At 60.5% G+C, this 17,611-nt stretch carries 16 protein-coding genes; 13 read left to right on the plus strand and 3 right to left on the minus strand.

From position 1 onward, the window contains the following. Positions 1 to 30 precede the first annotated feature (30 nt). Positions 31 to 1,011 carry a GlxA family transcriptional regulator gene (locus tag BM267_RS09295; RefSeq protein WP_074779489.1) on the plus strand — a complete coding sequence of 327 codons (981 nt, stop codon included), beginning with the start codon at positions 31 to 33 and terminating at the stop codon, positions 1,009 to 1,011. A 114-nt stretch (positions 1,012 to 1,125) separates the two neighbouring features. Here the strand turns inward: BM267_RS09295 and BM267_RS09300 are convergent, their stop codons facing one another. After that, complete coding sequence (locus BM267_RS09300) at positions 1,126 to 2,565, minus strand: glutamine synthetase family protein (RefSeq protein WP_083392477.1); 1,440 nt, start codon at positions 2,563 to 2,565, stop codon at positions 1,126 to 1,128. Positions 2,566 to 2,833: 268 nt separating this feature from the next. On the opposite strand from BM267_RS09300, the gene BM267_RS09305 reads away from it, so the two are divergent. The 11 genes from BM267_RS09305 (at position 2,834) to BM267_RS09355 (ending at position 13,950) form a co-directional block, all read left to right on the plus strand. Continuing rightward, the gene (locus tag BM267_RS09305) at positions 2,834 to 3,604 is read left to right on the plus strand and encodes a gamma-glutamyl-gamma-aminobutyrate hydrolase family protein (RefSeq protein ID WP_074779491.1); all 771 of its coding nucleotides are present in this window, start codon (positions 2,834 to 2,836) and stop codon (positions 3,602 to 3,604) included. Then, positions 3,601 to 4,947 (plus strand): glutamine synthetase family protein, encoded by a 1,347-nt coding sequence (locus tag BM267_RS09310; RefSeq protein ID WP_074779493.1) that lies wholly within the window; start codon positions 3,601 to 3,603, stop codon positions 4,945 to 4,947. The genes BM267_RS09305 and BM267_RS09310 overlap by 4 nt, the downstream gene beginning before the upstream one ends. A 51-nt stretch (positions 4,948 to 4,998) precedes the next feature. Then, positions 4,999 to 6,369 (plus strand): aspartate aminotransferase family protein, encoded by a 1,371-nt coding sequence (locus tag BM267_RS09315; RefSeq protein ID WP_036989003.1) that lies wholly within the window; start codon positions 4,999 to 5,001, stop codon positions 6,367 to 6,369. A gap of 227 nt (positions 6,370 to 6,596) precedes the next feature. Continuing rightward, on the plus strand, positions 6,597 to 7,694 hold the full coding sequence (locus tag BM267_RS09320) for a polyamine ABC transporter substrate-binding protein (protein WP_074779495.1): 1,098 nt from the start codon (positions 6,597 to 6,599) through the stop codon (positions 7,692 to 7,694). A 46-nt stretch (positions 7,695 to 7,740) separates the two neighbouring features. Next, the gene (locus BM267_RS09325; protein WP_036989000.1) at positions 7,741 to 8,877 is read left to right on the plus strand and encodes an ABC transporter ATP-binding protein; all 1,137 of its coding nucleotides are present in this window, start codon (positions 7,741 to 7,743) and stop codon (positions 8,875 to 8,877) included. Then, positions 8,874 to 9,773 carry an ABC transporter permease subunit gene (locus tag BM267_RS09330; RefSeq protein ID WP_036988999.1) on the plus strand — a complete coding sequence of 300 codons (900 nt, stop codon included), beginning with the start codon at positions 8,874 to 8,876 and terminating at the stop codon, positions 9,771 to 9,773. The genes BM267_RS09325 and BM267_RS09330 overlap by 4 nt, the downstream gene beginning before the upstream one ends. Beyond that, positions 9,770 to 10,615, plus strand: a complete 846-nt coding sequence (locus BM267_RS09335; RefSeq protein ID WP_074779497.1) for an ABC transporter permease subunit — start codon at positions 9,770 to 9,772, stop codon at positions 10,613 to 10,615. Before BM267_RS09330 ends, BM267_RS09335 begins: the two co-directional genes overlap by 4 nt. A 135-nt stretch (positions 10,616 to 10,750) precedes the next feature. Next, entirely contained in the window at positions 10,751 to 11,524 is a 774-nt protein-coding gene (locus BM267_RS09340) for a hypothetical protein (RefSeq protein WP_074779499.1), read from the plus strand. A 38-nt stretch (positions 11,525 to 11,562) separates the two neighbouring features. Further along, positions 11,563 to 12,192, plus strand: a complete 630-nt coding sequence (locus tag BM267_RS09345; protein WP_083392478.1) for a TetR/AcrR family transcriptional regulator — start codon at positions 11,563 to 11,565, stop codon at positions 12,190 to 12,192. A 43-nt stretch (positions 12,193 to 12,235) separates the two neighbouring features. Continuing rightward, positions 12,236 to 12,736 (plus strand): DUF4334 domain-containing protein, encoded by a 501-nt coding sequence (locus BM267_RS09350; RefSeq protein ID WP_177173396.1) that lies wholly within the window; start codon positions 12,236 to 12,238, stop codon positions 12,734 to 12,736. An 89-nt stretch (positions 12,737 to 12,825) separates the two neighbouring features. Next, positions 12,826 to 13,950, plus strand: coding sequence for an aminotransferase class V-fold PLP-dependent enzyme (locus tag BM267_RS09355; RefSeq protein WP_074779501.1), 1,125 nt, complete (start codon positions 12,826 to 12,828; stop codon positions 13,948 to 13,950). Positions 13,951 to 13,972: 22 nt separating this feature from the next. On the opposite strand, the gene BM267_RS09360 is transcribed toward BM267_RS09355, so the two are convergent. After that, complete coding sequence (locus tag BM267_RS09360) at positions 13,973 to 14,695, minus strand: VC0807 family protein (RefSeq protein WP_036988995.1); 723 nt, start codon at positions 14,693 to 14,695, stop codon at positions 13,973 to 13,975. A gap of 91 nt (positions 14,696 to 14,786) precedes the next feature. Beyond that, positions 14,787 to 15,767 carry a calcium/sodium antiporter gene (locus BM267_RS09365; protein ID WP_074779503.1) on the minus strand — a complete coding sequence of 327 codons (981 nt, stop codon included), beginning with the start codon at positions 15,765 to 15,767 and terminating at the stop codon, positions 14,787 to 14,789. 163 nt (positions 15,768 to 15,930) lie between these two features. Here BM267_RS09365 and BM267_RS09370 point away from each other — a divergent pair, with 163 nt between their 5' ends. Next, on the plus strand, positions 15,931 to 17,553 hold the full coding sequence (locus BM267_RS09370; protein WP_074779505.1) for a methyl-accepting chemotaxis protein: 1,623 nt from the start codon (positions 15,931 to 15,933) through the stop codon (positions 17,551 to 17,553). Positions 17,554 to 17,611 lie beyond the last annotated feature (58 nt).

Consider the following 17,611-nt stretch of genomic DNA (forward strand, 5'->3'; position numbering starts at 1 on the left):
CCGCTGCTACTTCGCTCGAGAGGTAATTCCATGTCCGACATCAGTGTAGTCGTACTGGCCTTTGACGGGGTCAGTCTATTCCACCTTTCCGTCCCCGGCATGGTCTTCGGTGCGGATGAAGGGATCGCTCCTGCTCGCTATGAGGTGCTGTATTGCACGCAGAATCCGGGCCGGATACGGAGTGATCAGGGTGTAATGATCGATGTGCCCCACGGTCTCGATGCCATGGCAAAGGCCGATATCATCATCGTGCCGGCCTGGAGTGATCCCGGGGAGCTCACCTCTCCCGAGCTGACAGCAGCACTGCAACAGGCCCACGAGCAGGGCAAATTGATCGTGGGCCTGTGCCTGGGTGCCTTTGCGCTGGGCCATGCGGGCTTGCTGGATGGCCGCGAAGCTACTACTCACTGGGCCGCGCGCGAGATGTTTGCCAAGCGCTTCCCGCGCACCCTGTTCCGGCCCGACGTGCTCTATGTTGCCGACAGCAATATTGTTACCTCTGCCGGCACGGTCGCGGCCATCGATTGCTGTCTGCACCTGCTGCGCGAGCGCCATGGTTCCGAGGCGGCCAACCATGTCGCCCGGCTGCTGGTCACCCCGCCGCACCGGGCCGGCGGCCAGGCGCAATACATCGAGCGGCCGGTGCCACGCTGTGCCAACGATGACCGCCTGCCCGGCGTACTGGAGTGGGCACGGGCGAACCTGGCGCAACCGCTGTCACTCGACGCCCTCGCCGAGGTGGCAAAAATGAGCCGGCGCACCTTTACCCGGCGCTTCCGGGAGGCCACCGGTACTACCGTCACCAAATGGTTGAATGCTGAACGGGTGGCCAGAGCTCAGCAATTGCTGGAGACCACCGATCTGTCGATCGAGCGCATTACCTCGGCGGTGGGCTTCGGTACGCCGCTGGCGCTCCGTCAGCAGTTCGCGGCGCAGCTGGGCACGTCACCGTCCAGCTATCGGCGCACCTTCAACAATCAGGTAAACGCGACAGCATCATCAATGACCTGACTTCATCTCACGAACCAGCCGCCGAGCAGGCCGGCCGAAGATGGCGGCCTGCTCGGCCCTGGGGTAAACAACCGGCCCGATCTCAACCATGCCTGACTGGGTTACTGGCGCCCGCTATACGGTGTGCAAGTACCACATGTATTCCAGATCCGAGATGGTCTTCTCGAACTCCTCCAGCTCGCTTTCCTTGCACAGCACGAAGACGTCGAGATATTCCTCGCCGATGTATTCCTTCATCACCTCGGAGCCTTCCAGCTCACGCAGGGCGTCGCGCAGGTTGGTCGGCAGCGATTGTTCGTGCTGTTCATAGGCATTGCCTTCGGTCATTGCCGGCGGCTCGATGCGGTTACTGATACCGTGGTGGATGGCCGACAGCAGCGCCGCCATCAGCAGGTAAGGGTTGGCATCGGCGCCGCCGAGACGGTGTTCGATGCGCATGGCGTCCGGCTCGCCGCCCGGTACCCGGACCGCCACGGTGCGGTTGTCGATACCCCAGGTCGGGGCGCAGGGCACGAAGAAGCTCGGGCTGAAGCGGCGATAGGAATTGACGTTGGGGCACAGGAAGGCCATGTATTGCGGCAGGGTCTCCAGCAGGCCGCCAACGGCCCAGCGCAGATAATCGGACAAGTTGCCGTCGGCATCCGGGGCGAACAGGTTGCGTCCATCACGCTCCAGGCTGATATGCACGTGCATGCCGTTGCCTGCCTGGTCGTGGTAGGGCTTGGCCATGAAGGTGGTATCCATCTCGTGGTCGTAGGCCACGCTCTTAATCACCCGTTTAAGCAGCACGCTGTAGTCACAGGCCTTGACTGGGCAATCGACGTGATGGAGGTTGACTTCGAACTGGCCGGGAGCCGATTCGGCGACGATGGCGTCAGCGGGGATGCCCTGCTCGTGGGCAGCCTCGATGACGTCCTCGAGAAACTCCGCGTATTCGTCCAGGTCGTCCATGGAGTAGACCTGCACCGAATTGGGGCGTTTGCCGGAGATCGGCGAGCGCGGCGGCTGCGGCCGGCCGGTAATATTTTCCTGATCGATCAGGAAAAATTCCAGTTCGAAGGCCGAAACCGGTTTTACGCCCAGCTCAGTGAAGCGCTCCACCACTCGTTGCAACACGTACCGCGGGTCGGCGAAGAACGGCGTCTTGCGATCCAGCTCGTACATGGTCATCAGCAGTTGCCCGGTCGGGCGCTTCTGCCAGGGCTCGATGCAGAGGGTGCCGGGGATCGGCAGGCAGATGCGGTCGGCATCGCCGATTTCCACACCGAGACCGGTTTCCTCGACGGTGGTGCCCTGGATGTTCAGGGCGAATACCGAGGCTGGCAAGGCAATACCGCGCTCGAAGGCCTTGACCAGGGCCGAGCGGTCGATCCGCTTGCCACGTACGATGCCGTTCATGTCGGCAATCAACAGATCGATGAAATGGACTTCCGGATACGCCTCGAGAAAGGCTTCGGCTTCCTGCACCGAGGCCGGAACGATGTTCCCAGCGTCAAGGGCGATGACCTCGGCGGGCTCGGTACCGACGCCCGTGACATCGGCTTGAAAGGACATGATGGCCACCTGTTATTTGTAAAATATATCAACCATGACTCTTGAGTTGAGAGTAAATCCGAAAGGCTCCAGTGAGTCAATAGAACCCCGACCGCCCCGAAATGAGGCATGGCTGCACCCTTTACGATCCATATCGGAGACCTGCGGGCCGACTTTTGTCCGCGCTTGTCAGCAGAACATCATCATTTTGTGGTTAGTATTTTTTGTTGCTATTGTATGAAAAATTGAACAACAACCCTTCAGAGTCGTGAGCCGCACAGGCGTTATCATGTCCGCTAACCGCAAGCCATTGATCGGCATATCCTGCTGCACCACCCACTTCGGCCCGCACCCCTTTCATATGGCCGGCGAGAAATACATTCGTGCGGCGCTGGACGCTGCCGGTGGCCTGCCCCTGCTGATTCCAGCCCTGGGCGATGAGCTATTGATCGACCAGTTGCTCGATACCTTCGATGGCCTGCTGTTCACCGGCTCGCCCTCGAATGTCGAGCCCCATCGCTATGCCGGCCCGGACAGCGCTCCGGGTACCCAGCATGACCCGCAACGCGATGCCACCACCCTGCCGCTGATCCGCCTGGCAGTCGAGCGCGATATTCCGGTGCTGGGGTTGTGCCGGGGTTTCCAGGAAATGAACGTGGTCTTCGGTGGCAGTCTGCACCAGCGCCTGCATGAGGTGCCCGGTTTTATTGAACACCGGGAAGATACCGAGCAGCCAGTCGATGTGCAGTATGGTCCCGCCCACGAGGTGCGCATCGAACCGGGAGGTTTGCTCGACCGCATTGCTGGCTGCAGCTCGGCACAGGTCAATTCCCTGCATACCCAGGGTGTGGACCGTCTGGCCCCCGGCCTGCAGCCTGAAGCAACGGCGCCCGACGGACTTATCGAGGCTTTTTCCGTTACCGCAGCCACCACTTTTGCCCTCGGCGTACAGTGGCATCCAGAATGGAAGGTAATGGAAAACCCGTTCTATATACGTATATTCAAGGCGTTTGGCGACGCCTGCCGGGCCCGAGCCGCCCGGCCCAAGAGGACTGTATGAACAAGATTGAAGCTTTTCTCAGGGAACACAGAATCACCGAGGTCGAATGCATGGTCAGCGACCTCACCGGCATCGCCCGGGGCAAGATCGCGCCGACTGCCAAGTTCATGTCGGAAAAGGGCATGCGCCTGCCCGAGAGCATTCTGCTGCAGTCGGTCACCGGCGATTACGTGGAAGACGATGTCTACTACGATCTGCTCGACCCGGCGGATATCGACATGATCTGCAAGCCGGATGACGAAGGCATCTATCTGGTGCCCTGGGCCATCGAGCCCACCGCGCAAATCATTCATGACGTTTACGACAAGCACGGCGAGCCGATCGAGATGTCGCCGCGCAACATGTTGAAGAAGATCCTGCGGTTGTATGCCGACAAGGGTTGGAAACCGCTGGTGGCGCCGGAGATGGAGTTCTATCTGACCAAGCGCAACGAGGACCCGGACCTGCCGTTGCAGCCACCGGTCGGTCGCTCCGGGCGCCAGGAGACCGGTCGTCAGTCGTTCTCGATCGACGCCGCCAACGAATTCGACCCGCTGTTCGAGGATATGTATGACTGGTGCGAGGCCCAGGGCCTGGATCTGGATACGCTGATCCACGAGGAAGGCACCGCGCAGATGGAAATCAACTTCCGACATGGCGACCCGCTGCACCTGGCCGACCAGGTGCTGGTGTTCAAGCGCACCATGCGCGAGGCGGCGTTGAAACACGATGTGACTGCCACCTTCATGGCCAAGCCCATCACCAACGAGCCCGGCAGCGCCATGCACCTGCACCAGAGCATCATCGATGCGAAAACCGGCGAGAATATCTTCGCCAATGCCGATGGCAGCATGAGTCAGCTGTTCCTGCATTACATCGGTGGCATGCAGCGCTACATTCCCGAAGTGCTGCCGCTGTTCGCGCCGAACGTCAACTCGTTCCGCCGCTTCCTGCCGGACACCTCGGCTCCGGTCAACGTCGAATGGGGCGTGGAGAATCGTACCGCGGGCCTGCGCGTGCCCGACTCCACACCGCAGAACATGCGTCTGGAAAACCGCCTGCCGGGGGCCGATGCCAATCCCTATATCGCCATCGCTGCCAGCCTGTTGTGCGGCTATCTGGGCATGGTCAACCACATCGAGCCGACCGCACCGGTGCAGGGCCGGGCCTATGAGCGTCGCAACCTGCGCCTGCCCTTCTCCCTGGAATCGGCACTGGAGCGCATGGAGCAGTGCACCGATGTGCAGTCCATCCTCGGCGAAAAATTCTGCCGCGGTTATATCGCGGTCAAACGGGTGGAGAACGAAAACTACAAACGCGTCATCAGCTCGTGGGAACGGGAGTTTCTCTTGCTGAGCGTATAGCGACCGGCGGCGCGCTCCCCGGTCAGGCAGTGGATCACAGGAGTACCGGCAATGACGACAGCAGGCAAACTGACTACCGCTGAACTGCGCGCACTGGATGCAGCCCACCATCTGCATCCCTTCAGCGATCACAAGGACCTGGGCGTCCGCGGCACACGCATCATCGAGCGGGCCTCGGGCGTCTATCTCTGGGACAGCGATGGCAATCGCCTGCTCGATGGCATGGCCGGCCTCTGGTGCGTCAACATCGGCTATGGCCGCACCGAGCTGGCCGACGCCGCCTATCGGCAGATGTGTGAGCTGCCCTACTACAACAGCTTTTTCCAATGTACCCATCCGCCAGCGGTGCAACTGGCCAGCGCCATTGCCGAGCAGGCGCCGGCGCACATGAATCACGTGTTCTTCACTGGCTCGGGCTCCGAAGCCAACGACACCGTGGTGCGCATGGTAAGACGTTACTGGGATCTGCAGGGCCAGCCAGAGCGCAAGACCATCATTGGCCGCATCAATGGCTATCACGGCTCCACGGTGGCCGGCGCCAGCTTGGGCGGCATGGCACCAATGCACGAACAGGGCGACTTACCCATCCCCGGCATAGTGCATATCGCCCAGCCGTACTGGTACGGCGAAGGCGGCGACATGCACGAGGACGAGTTCGGCCTGTGGGCAGCCCGGCAACTCGAAGAGAAAATTCTCCAGGTCGGTACCGACAAGGTGGCCGCCTTCATTGCCGAGCCCATCCAGGGCGCTGGCGGGGTCATCGTGCCGCCCGCCACCTACTGGCCGGAGATCAAGCGCATCGTCGAGCAGTACGGCATCCTGCTGGTGGTCGATGAGGTGATCTGCGGCTTCGGTCGCACCGGCGAGTGGTTCGGCAGCCAGTACTATGACCTGCAGCCTGACCTGATGCCAATCGCCAAGGGGATGACCTCCGGCTACCTGCCCATGGGCGGGGTGATCGTCGGTGACCGGGTCGCTTCCAGCCTGATCGCCGACGGCGGCGAGTTCTTCCATGGCTATACCTATTCCGGCCACCCGGTGGCAGCGGCGGTGGGCCTGGAGAACCTGCGAATCCTGCGCGATGAACAGATCGTCGACTATGCTCGTAACGAGGCAGCGCCCTACCTGCAGCGCAAGATTGCCGCGCTGGCCGAGCATCCGCTGGTCGGCCAGGTGCGCGGTGTCGGCATGCTCGGCGCCTTCGAACTGGTCAGCGACAAGGCCAGCCGGGAACGCTTTCCCGGCAAGGGTGCCGCCGGCAGCCTGTGCCGGGATCTGTGCATCAGCAATGGCCTGGTAATGCGGGCAGTGGGTGACAGCATGATCATGTCGCCACCGCTGGTGATTCAACCGGAGGAGATTGACGAGCTGTTCGAGAAGGCCTGGCGCAGCCTGAACATGGTTGCGGAGCAGCTGAGCTAGGGGTGTAAACGGCAAAAACTGGCACAATGCCGCGCGGGGTCTATCCGCCTGCCGCGCGCTTGCATACACTAGCCACGCCGACGGCAACGTCGGGCAGAAAAGACATGGAATAGCCGCCCAGAACCGCTCCGGGCGGTGACAGATCAACCGCTAACGGCTGGCGTTACCGGCCAAACCAGAAGCAGCAGGCCGCCTCGACATGGGCAGCGTCTGCAACAGGAGAAGACATGAAACTTACAATGCGCAAGACATTGCTGGCCATGGCCGTTACCGGGTTGTTCACCAGCGCAGCGTATGCCAACGGCGAGTTGAAGATCTACAACTGGTCCGACTACATCGCCGAGGACACCATCGCCAACTTCGAGAAGGAAACTGGCATCAAGGTGACCTATGACGTATACGACTCCAACGAGGTGCTGGATGCCAAGCTGCTCACTGGCCGCTCCGGCTTCGATATAGTCGTGCCGTCCAATCATTTCCTGACCAAGCAGATCGAGGCAGGTGTATACCAGCCGCTGGACCACAGCAAACTGCCGAACATGAAAAACCTCAACCCGGCGCTGATGGACCAGATGGACAGCATCGACCCGGGCAGCCAGTACTCGATTCCCTATATGTGGGGCACCAACGGTATCGGCTACAACATCGACAAGGTCCAGGCCATCCTCGGTGAGGACGCCCCGCTCGACACCTGGGACCTGGTCTTCAATCCGGAGGTTGCCGCCAAACTGGCCAGTTGCGGCATTTCCATGCTCGACTCCGGTGACGACATGCTGACCTCCACCCTGCAATACCTGGGTCTGGACCCCAACAGCAATGATGCTGACGACCTGAAAAAGGCCGAAGAGCTGCTGATGAGCGTGCGTGGGCATGTGACCTACTTCCACTCCTCACGCTATATCTCGGACCTGGCCAATGGCGAGACCTGCGTTGCTGTCGGCTTTTCCGGGGATGTATTCCAGGCCGCAGCCCGGGCCGAGGAAGCGGATAACGGAGTGAATATCGGCTACAGCATTCCCAAGGAAGGTACCCAGCTGTGGTTCGACATGATGGCCATCCCCAAAGGTGCGCCGAATGCCGACAACGCGCATACCTTCATCAACTATATCCTGCGCCCGGAAGTAGTCGCGCCGATTACCGACTATGTGGCCTATGCCAACCCCAACCTGGCGGCCAATGAATTCGTTGACCCGGACGTGCTGAACGACCCGGCGATCTATCCCACCGAGGAAGTCATGGCCAAATTGTTTGTGGCCAAACCGCGCCCGCTGTCATCTCAACGGATCATTACCCGCGCCTGGAACCGGATCAAGTCAGGGCGTTGAACCTTCCCGGGGCCGCTGTTGCGGCCCCAACTGACAGGAGAGCTATATGGTGGGTGCCGCAGGGGCCATGAAACAGGCCATGGCCAAGGCCGAGCCGGTCGAGTTCGTCAAGATCGAGCGCATCAGCAAACAGTTCGATGACGCCCTGGCCGTGGATGACGTGACCCTCACCATCAACCGGGGCGAGATCTTCGCCCTGCTGGGCGGTTCCGGCTCGGGTAAGTCTACCCTGCTGCGGATTCTCGCCGGCTTCGAAAAGCCCAGCGAAGGCCGGGTACTGCTCGATGGCCAGAACATCACCGACCTGCCTCCGCACAAGCGGCCGATCAACATGATGTTCCAGTCCTATGCGCTGTTTCCACACATGACCGTGGAGCAGAACATCGCCTTCGGCTTGAAGCAGGACAAGTTGAGCAAGACGGAAATCAACGAGCGCGTGGCTGAAATGCTCAAGCTGGTGCATATGGGCAAGTATGCCAAGCGCAAACCCCATCAGCTGTCCGGCGGCCAGCGTCAGCGCGTGGCCCTGGCCCGGTCGCTGGCCAAGCGGCCGAAACTGCTCTTGCTGGATGAGCCCATGGGCGCGCTGGACAAGAAACTGCGTTCGCAGATGCAGCTGGAACTGGTGGAAATTATTGAGCGCGTCGGCGTGACCTGCATCATGGTCACCCACGATCAGGAAGAGGCCATGACCATGGCCCAGCGCATCGCCATCATGGACCAGGGCTGGATTGTCCAGGTCGGCACCCCGGTGGACATCTATGAAAGCCCAGTGAGCCGACATGTGGCCGAATTCGTCGGCAGCGTGAACATCTTCGAGGGCGAGATCACCGCCGACATGGAAGACCACGCGATGATCCACTGTCCGCAACTGGACCGGAACATCTATGTCGGCCACGGCATCACCACCCGTGCCCAGGACAAGAGTGCCATCTACGCCCTGCGGCCGGAAAAGGTCTTTGTTTCGACCGAACAGCCGGAACAGGAATACAACTGGGCTCACGGCGAGGTGCATGATATCGCCTACCTGGGTGGCCATTCGGTGTATTACATCAAGCTCGACAGCGGCAAGATGGTGCAGGCGTTCTTCGCCAACTCCGAGCGCCGGTTGCCACGCCCGACCTGGGAAGACAAGGTCTATGTAAGCTGGGATGACGACGGCGGTGTGGTGTTGCCGTCATGAGAAAGCACCTGCGGCTGCCCAGCGGCAAGGCGCTGGTCATCAGCATCCCCTACCTGTGGATGTTCCTGTTCTTCCTGCTGCCCTTTGTCATCGTACTGAAGATCAGCTTCTCCCAGGCGGCGATTGCCATCCCGCCCTACGAAGCGATCTTCCAGTATGCCAACCAGGCGCTGACGGTTGTCCTGAATATGGGCAACTACATCTTCCTGACCCAGGACAGCCTGTATTTTGCCGCTTATCTCGGCTCGCTGAAGATCGCCCTGGTGGCGACGCTGGTCTGCCTGGCGCTTGGCTACCCGATGGCCTATGCCATCGCCCGGGCGCCCCGTGAGCGGCAACTGATCTATCTGCTGCTGATCATGATGCCGACCTGGACCGCCATCCTGATTCGGGTCTATGCCTGGATGGGGATTCTCAGCAGCAACGGCCTGCTCAATTCGGTCTTGCAGAGTATCGGCCTGATCGACGCGCCATTGCAGATTCTCAACACCAATACCGCAGTCTATATCGGCGTGGTCTACGCCTACCTGCCGTTCATGGTGCTGCCGCTGTATGCCAATCTGGTCAAGCACGACGAGACGCTGATCGAGGCCGCGACCGACCTGGGTGCCAGTCGCATCAAGGCGTTCTGGAAGGTAACCGTGCCGCTGTCCCGCTCAGGCATCATCGCCGGCTCCATGCTGGTATTCATCCCGGTGGTCGGTGAGTTTGTCATTCCCGAGCTGCTCGGCGGGCCGGAAACCCTGATGATCGGCAAGGTACTGTGGCAGGAGTTCTTCAACAACCGTGACTGGCCGGTGGCTTCGGCGCTGGCGATCGTGATGCTGGCGATCCTGCTGATTCCGATCACCTTGTTCCATTACAACCAGGCCCGGGAATTGGAGAAAAAAGCATGAGGCGTCCCGACTTTTCCAGCGTCGTGCTGTGGCTGGGTCTGGTGTTCATCTACCTGCCGATGATCATTCTGGTCATCTATTCGTTCAACGCCTCGCGGCTGGTGACGGTGTGGGGCGGCTGGTCGATGCATTGGTACGTCGGCCTGCTGGATAACTCCCAGCTGATGAGCGCCGTCAAACGCAGCCTGCAGATCGCCTTTTACACGGCGACCGCAGCGGTAGCGCTGGGTACCCTGGCGGCTTTCGCCATGAGTCGCTTCCAGCGCTTTCGCGGGCGAACGCTGTTTTCCGGGATGGTCACCGCGCCGCTGGTAATGCCCGAGGTGATTACCGGGTTGTCCCTGTTGCTGCTGTTCGTGGCGCTGGCGCAGATCCTGGAATCGCTGTTCGGCGTGCTGTTCGACCGCGGCATGCTGACCATCTGGATTGCCCACACTACCTTCTCGGTGGCCTACGTCGTGATTGTCGTGAGCAGTCGCCTCGGCGAGCTGGACCAATCCATCGAAGAGGCCGCGCTGGACCTGGGCGCCCCACCATGGAAGACCTTTCTGCAGATCACCGTGCCGATGATCGCACCCTCGATCCTCGCCGGCTGGCTGCTGGCTTTCACCCTGTCGCTGGACGATCTGGTCCTGGCCAGTTTTGTCTCCGGCCCCGGTTCGACCACGCTGCCAATGGAAATCTTCTCCGCCGTACGCCTGGGTGTGAAACCGGAGATCAATGCTGTTGCCAGCGTGATCCTGTTCGCCGTGTCGCTCCTGACCCTGCTGATCTGGTTCATCGCCCGTCGTGCCGACAAACGCAGTCGGATGCTGCCGCCGGATGACGAACTGGCCGGCTAAGCCGGCGGCAGCGCGCACAGACCATGTAGTCCATTTTGTGGGAGCGGCCTTGGCAAACGACTCCAGCAAGGTTATTCTCTGAAAACCGAATGAACATTCATTCAAGTACAAAACAACATCAGGAGAATTACCACCATGAGTCAGGGTAACGTTGAAATCTACGATCTGATGGCGTGCAACGTGTATATGGATTTCGAGAACACCGGGCTGCCCAAGGAGCAGCACAAATTCCTGATCGCCTTTCATCCAACCAATGGCGCGCCGGTTCACGAGTTGATCGACAGCATCACCGCCCGCGGCCCCGACGGCTATGTGGTAGAGGTAGCCAACCAGCCATTCACCATCACCAACCTCAACGGCCACATCTTCGACCGCACCACCAATGCGCACTGGTACATGGTGAACCTGGCCACCGGGTTCATGACGCCCGGCGAGTACACCATCGAGGTCAAGTGCAAGGACGGGTCGGTCAAGAGTATTTCCCGGCTGCAGAACAACGAGCCGTCCGATCGGCTGATGGCGGCCTATCACAAGCACCGCGATACGCTCAAGGCCAGCTATAGTCCCGGCCAGGGCGAAAAACTGCCCGCCGGGACATCACTGGAAAAGGTCGCCATCGACTGCGCCTCGTTCAAGGAGCTGACCGGCGAGGACGCCTGGTACGTGTTCCGTATCTGCGAGGCGGCCAACAGCAAGGAGTTCGATCCACAGAACCTGTACTGGTGGGACAACATATTCCTCGAGCGCTTCACCAATCCGGACGCCGGCAAGAACCGCAATCATCTGGTGATCGGTAATGCGCTGAAGCAGAACACGGCGTTCACCTACTTCACCGAGCTGACCGATGGCAACACCATGGGCGGCACCAATATCTGCATCTTCCAGCCATACCAGACTTTTTACACCTGAACGCTGTACGAACAGTCGGAAGCGGTTAGAATGCAGCGATGAACAATCATTCCAAAACTGCCAACAACAAGGCACAGGCCCCGGTCAGAGCGGCTCGGCCGCGGATCAAGGACAAGCGCAGCGCCATCCTGCAGGCGGCACTCAAGGTGTTCGCCGAGGGGGGCGTCAATGGCGTACCCATGCCGGTAGTGGCGCAAGAGGCCAATGTCGGCACGGGCACTATCTATCGCTACTTCGAGAGCAAGGAACTGCTGGTCAACGAGCTGTTCCGCGAGCAGAAGATAGCGATAAACCAGCGCCTGTATGGCGATCTCGATCTGCAGCGCCCGACCCGGGAGCTATTCGATGAGGTCTGGCGCCGCATGGTGCTGTTTACCCGTGAAGCGCCGCACGCCTACCGCTTCATGGAGCTGCAGGACCATCGGCCCTATCTCGATGAGGCCAGCCGCCAATTGGAGCATGAGGCGCTGGCGCCTATCCTGGCGCAGTACCGGGCATTGCAGAAACGCGGCGTATTCCGCGCTGATCTGCGGGCCGAGGTACTGATGACGCTGGTATGGGGCGCCTTCGTCAATCTGATCAAGGCCGAGCGCGATGGCCATATCAGCCTGAGCGATGCCGATATCGATGCTGCCAGGGACGCCTGCTGGAGCCTGTGCACTGGTTGACCCGACTGTTCGCATTACACCACACACCCTAGGGATGAATGACATGCGAACAATGACTGCAACACTGGCCGCCCTCGGCCTGACTACCCTGCTTACCGGCCACAGCCTGGCCGCGGATGCAGAACAACAGTGGCTGGAGATGATCGCCAGCGGTGAAGCCTATTCGGCGGAGACTCTGCTGCCGCTGTTCAAACAGCTCGAACCGGTGGATACCGACTTCATGGTCGGCACCTGGAAAGGCGGCAAGTTCGATGGCGGTGCCGAGCCGGACCCGATCAACTGGTACGGCAAGCGTTTCACTTCTCCCACGGATGTGGAGCCGCTACTGGTGACCAATGCCGAGGGCGAGGTCGTCACCTACGACCGCCTCGGCGCTGCGCAAATGCGCCAGGTGGTGTTTGATGGCAAGGCGTCGGCCGCGCTGATCTACGACAGCCAGCCGATCATGGATTACTTCCGCAAGGTCAACGAGAACGTGGTCATCGGTCTGGGCGACATCAAGGGCAAGCCCACCGACTTCTTCTTCCACCTGACACGGCAATAAGCCGTACTTGCAATCGCCCGGTATTGGGATAGGGTTTCAGAACGGGCCGGCATCACACCGGCCCACCCTACCCTGTAAGGAGATTGCCCGTGTCCAGCCTGGTTCCCGCTGTCGATCCCGACGGCTTGCTTGAATACTCAGTGGTATTCACCGATCGCTCGCTCAATCACATGTCGGCAGCCTTCCAACAGGTGATGCGTGATATCTCATCCAACTTGAAAGACGTCTACAGTGCGCAAGGCGTAGCCCTGGTGCCCGGTGGCGGGACCTATGGTATGGAGGCGGTAGCCCGGCAATTCGCCCGGGGCAAACGCTGCATGGTGCTGCGCAACGGCTGGTTCAGCTACCGCTGGTCGCAGATCTTCAGCGCAACCGAGTTACCCGCCGAGGAAATCGTACTCAAGGCGCGCCAGATCCACAGCGGTGATCAGGCCCCCTTCGCGCCGGCACCAATCGAGGAAGTGGTCGCAGCCATTCGCGAAAGCAGACCCGACCTGGTATTCGCACCCCATGTGGAAACCGCTTCGGGCATGCTCCTCCCGGACCATTATCTGCAAGCCGTCGCAGCGGCGGTCCATGAGGTTGGCGGCCTGTTCGTGCTCGATTGCGTGGCTTCCGGCACCCTCTGGGTGGATATGCAGGCCTGTGGCGTTGATGTGCTGATCAGCGCGCCGCAGAAAGGCTGGAGTTCATCGCCCTGCTGCGCGCTGGTCATGTTCAGCGAACGCGCCCTGGTGCGCATCGAGCAGACCACCAGCAATAGCTTTGCCGGAGACCTGAAAAAATGGCTGCAGATCATGCAGGCCTACGAGAATGGCGGTCATGCCTACCATGCAACCTTGCCGACCGACGCATTGCAACGCTTTCGCGACACCATGCTGGAGACGCGTGATTACGGTTTTGCGCGGGTAAAACAGGAGCAACTGGAGCTCGGCCAGGCCGTACGCGCACTGTTGAGAGAAAAAGGTTTTATCAGCGTGGCAGCGGACGGTTTCGAAGCAGCCGGCGTGGTGGTCTGCTATACCGCCGACGACCGCATTCACAACGGCAGCGGTTTCATCAGCCAGGGCTTGCAGACCGCCAGCGGCGTGCCGCTGATGTGCGATGAACCCGCCAGCTTCAAGACCTTCCGCATCGGCCTGTTCGGCCTGGACAAGTTGCATAACCGCGAGCGCACGGTGGATAACCTGCGCGCGGCGCTGGAGGCGCTTTAGCAATCCAGCAAACAGCTGGATGCTACTTCTTGTCCGCCTGGCTCACCGCCATGATTTCTTCCATTTTCAGCCCGGTCAGACCATGGATGGTCCGCCACAGGTAGAACAGGATGCCCATCATCATGATCATCGAAGGAATGGCGATCATCGGGTAGCTGACCAGGGTCATGCGACCCAGCTCGGCATTGAATGCCTCAGTGCCGGCCGGGCTGACCACTATCCACTTGGCAACGATGTAGTTCATGACCGAGGAAAAGAAGAAGGTCCCGGCCAGGAAATAGGTAGCCTTGAGCAAGCGCTGTTCGAATATTTCATGCAGCCCGCGCTCCTGCAGACGTTCATCGACGCGCTGCACATTCAGCACCTTGTCGTTGTACAGCAGGGTGCGGATCAGCGGATAACGGGTGCGGGTGGAAAACAGCACCGCCAAGCCGATAACGCCGGGCACAGCTGCTTCCTTGATGGCCAGCCACTGCGGGTCGAGTTCCAGCAGACCGATGCCGCCGGTGAGAAAGACGCTGATCACGCCCAGCACCGCAATGAAGTTGTACTTGCGGTAGCGGATCAGCTCGAACAACCCCCAACCCAGTGGAAAGGCCAGCGCCAGGATCAGCGCCTGATGCGGACCAAAGTGCGCCTCGCCGCTGAACTTCATCAGGATCACCGAGGGGATCACGATGCTGACCAGCAGGTCGATCATCGGGCGGGGTTTGTGTTGCGGGGTCTCGCGCAGAGCTTCATTCATGGTATCGGGTGGTTCTCGTCTTCGTTGCACATATCATACACGCAGCGGCTGACTGGCGCAGGAACGCTGAACCGGCCAACCGCTGGCCGCTTCAGGCGGCGGCAGCCATGGCGGTCCATACCAGCAGGCCGGTGTAACCACAGAAGACCGTCAGCAGGCCTGCGCCTTCCACTCTATTGATCCGCCCGGGTCGGCCACGCCAGGCAATGCACATCAACAACAGGGCTACGGTCAGGCCTGCCATCAACGCCCAGTCACGTGTCAAGGCCTCCGGCGGCGCGACCAATGGATTGATCACCGCGGCGAGGCCGACCACCCCGAGCGTGTTGAATAACCCCGAACCGATGATGTTACCCAGCGCCAGGTCATGTTCGTTCTTGCGGATGGCAGCCAGCGAGGATGCCAGCTCAGGCAACGAGGTACCTATCGCAACAATGGTCAGGCCGATGATCATGTCATTGATACCCAAGTCGCTGGCGATGAACACCGAGCCCCAGACCAGCAGACGTGAGCTGACGATCAAGAGTATCAGCCCCAATACCAGCCACATGATTGCTTTGCCCAGGGGCATGGTATCGGCCAGGTATTGTTTGCGGATTTCATCGGCAACCACATCGTCCCGGCTGCGCATACCATCGCGAATCGAGAGCGCCAACAACAGGGCGAAGACCACCAGCAGCACGATACCATCGACACGGCTGAGGTCACCGTCATACACCTGCCATCCGGCCAGTGCGGTGATGCCCAACAGAATGGGCAGCTCGCGCCGCACTACCTGCCCGTGGACGGAAATCGGACTGATCAGCGCAACCAACCCGATGATCAAGGCAATATTGGTGATGTTCGAACCCCAGGCGTTCCCCAGCGCAATGCCTGAATTGCCTTGCAATGACGACAATGCCGAGACCGACAGCTCGGGGGCAGAGGTACCAAAGCCGATGATCAGCATGCCAATCAGCAACGGTGGCATACCCCCATGTACGGCGGCCGCGGAGGCGCCTTCAACGAAGCGATCGGCACTCCAGACCAGCACAACAAGACCAACAATGATGGCGGCAATGGCAAGCAGCATGTCTGTTTACATTCCAGTCGATAAGAAAGGCGCAGTATGAGTTAAAGTTCTGGCGGTCGCCAGCCGACACAACCCGCAGATCAACAATATTCCTCCAACGCCCATCCACACCCGTGTGCTTCTCCGGGGCGTTGTCGTTCCTCTTTTTCGATGGGATTTACTGATGGTACTCAAGTCCTCCCTGCGCCGGCAGAGCCTGGCGCTGATCATCGGCAGTCTGTTGCTGATGCTAGCCGTAGCCCTGGTCAGCGTGTTCTCGCTGGTCCAGGAGCTGCGCAACTATCGATCGTTGATGGAAGGCCCCCAGGCCACCGCCGGACTGATCAACGAGACCAACCTGACATTCAAGACCCAGGTCCAGGAATGGAAAAACGTGCTGCTGCGAGGCGGTAAGCAAGCCGATCTGGACCGCTATTGGCAACAGTTCCAGCACAGCGAAAAGCAGGTGCAACGCCTATTGGGACAGATCCTCGAGCTGGAGCTGTCGCCGGCTTTCCATGAGCGGGTGTCTTCGTTGAAAAAAGGGCACCTGACGCTGGGTGCAGATTACCGTGACGGCCTGGAGCGGTTTCTGGCCGCCGGTCGCGACCCGGTGGCCGGCGACAATCTGGTCCGTGGTATCGACCGCGATACCAGCGATCAGCTGGAGCAACTGGTGACGAGCCTCAACCAGCATGCCGCCAGCGAGATCGAGCGCATCCGCGCGGCCACCCTGCGTACCGTCTGGCTGTCGATATTGATCATGGTCACCGCCACGCTTTTGATCGGCGGTCTGGCCAGCTGGCTGATCAGCACCCAGTTGATCAACCCCATCACTCATCTGATCCGGCAGGTCGAACAACTGAGCCAAGGCCGCTTCGGCGAGCAGATCAGCAGCCAACGCCAGGACGAGCTGGGGGTACTGGCCCGGGCCGCCAATCAACTGCGCGGCTTCCTCGCCGAAACGGCGGAAGGTTTGCGCCATGGCACCACCGAACTCGACCGCGCCAGCGGCGGGCTGAATACCGTCGCCACCCGTATGGCCCAGGGCAGCCGGGAGCAATTCTCCCGCACTGATCAGGTCGCGGCTGCGATCCAGGAAATGTCCGCCACCAGCGCAGAGGTCGCCCGCTACGCAGCCGATGCCTCCAGCGCCGCGGATGCCGCCGACGATAATGCCCGCAATGGCCGCGTGGTGATGACCGAGACCATCGATTCCATGCAGGCACTGCTGCGGGAGATCCAACGCACTGCCGAGGTGGTTCACCAACTGGAAAACGATAGCCTGCGCATCGGCAAGGTGCTGGAGGTGATCCAGAGCATTGCCGAGCAAACCAACCTGCTGGCTTTGAACGCCGCCATCGAAGCCGCCCGCGCTGGCGAGGCCGGGCGCGGTTTTGCCGTCGTTGCTGATGAAGTGCGCACCCTGGCCAAGCGCACCAGTGAGTCCACCACGGAAATCCAGACCATCATCAACAGCGTGCAGAACGGTGCCGAGGAAGCTGGCCGAGCTATCGAAGCAGGCAGGAGCCGCAGCGACACCAGCATGCAACAAGTCACCCTGGCCGGCGATAGCCTGCAACAGATCGCTCTGGCGGTCGAGTCCATCCGCGACATGAACCGGCAGATCGCCACCGCCGCCGAGGAGCAGACCAGCGTGTCGGAGGATATCTCGCGCAACATCACCGAAATCACCCAGATTGCCGCCACCAATCAGGAAGAAGTTGATCACACTGCCCACGCCAGCGCCGCGCTGCATGAGCTATCAACCGAATTGAATCAGTTGGCCGCCCGGTTGCATGCATGAACCGGGGCTCACCCATAAAAACAATAACCAGCTATACCCTTTTTCACACACCGGAGAG

The sequence above is a fragment of the Halopseudomonas bauzanensis genome (assembly GCF_900114735.1).
Taxonomy (GTDB): Bacteria; Pseudomonadota; Gammaproteobacteria; order Pseudomonadales; family Pseudomonadaceae; genus Halopseudomonas; species Halopseudomonas bauzanensis.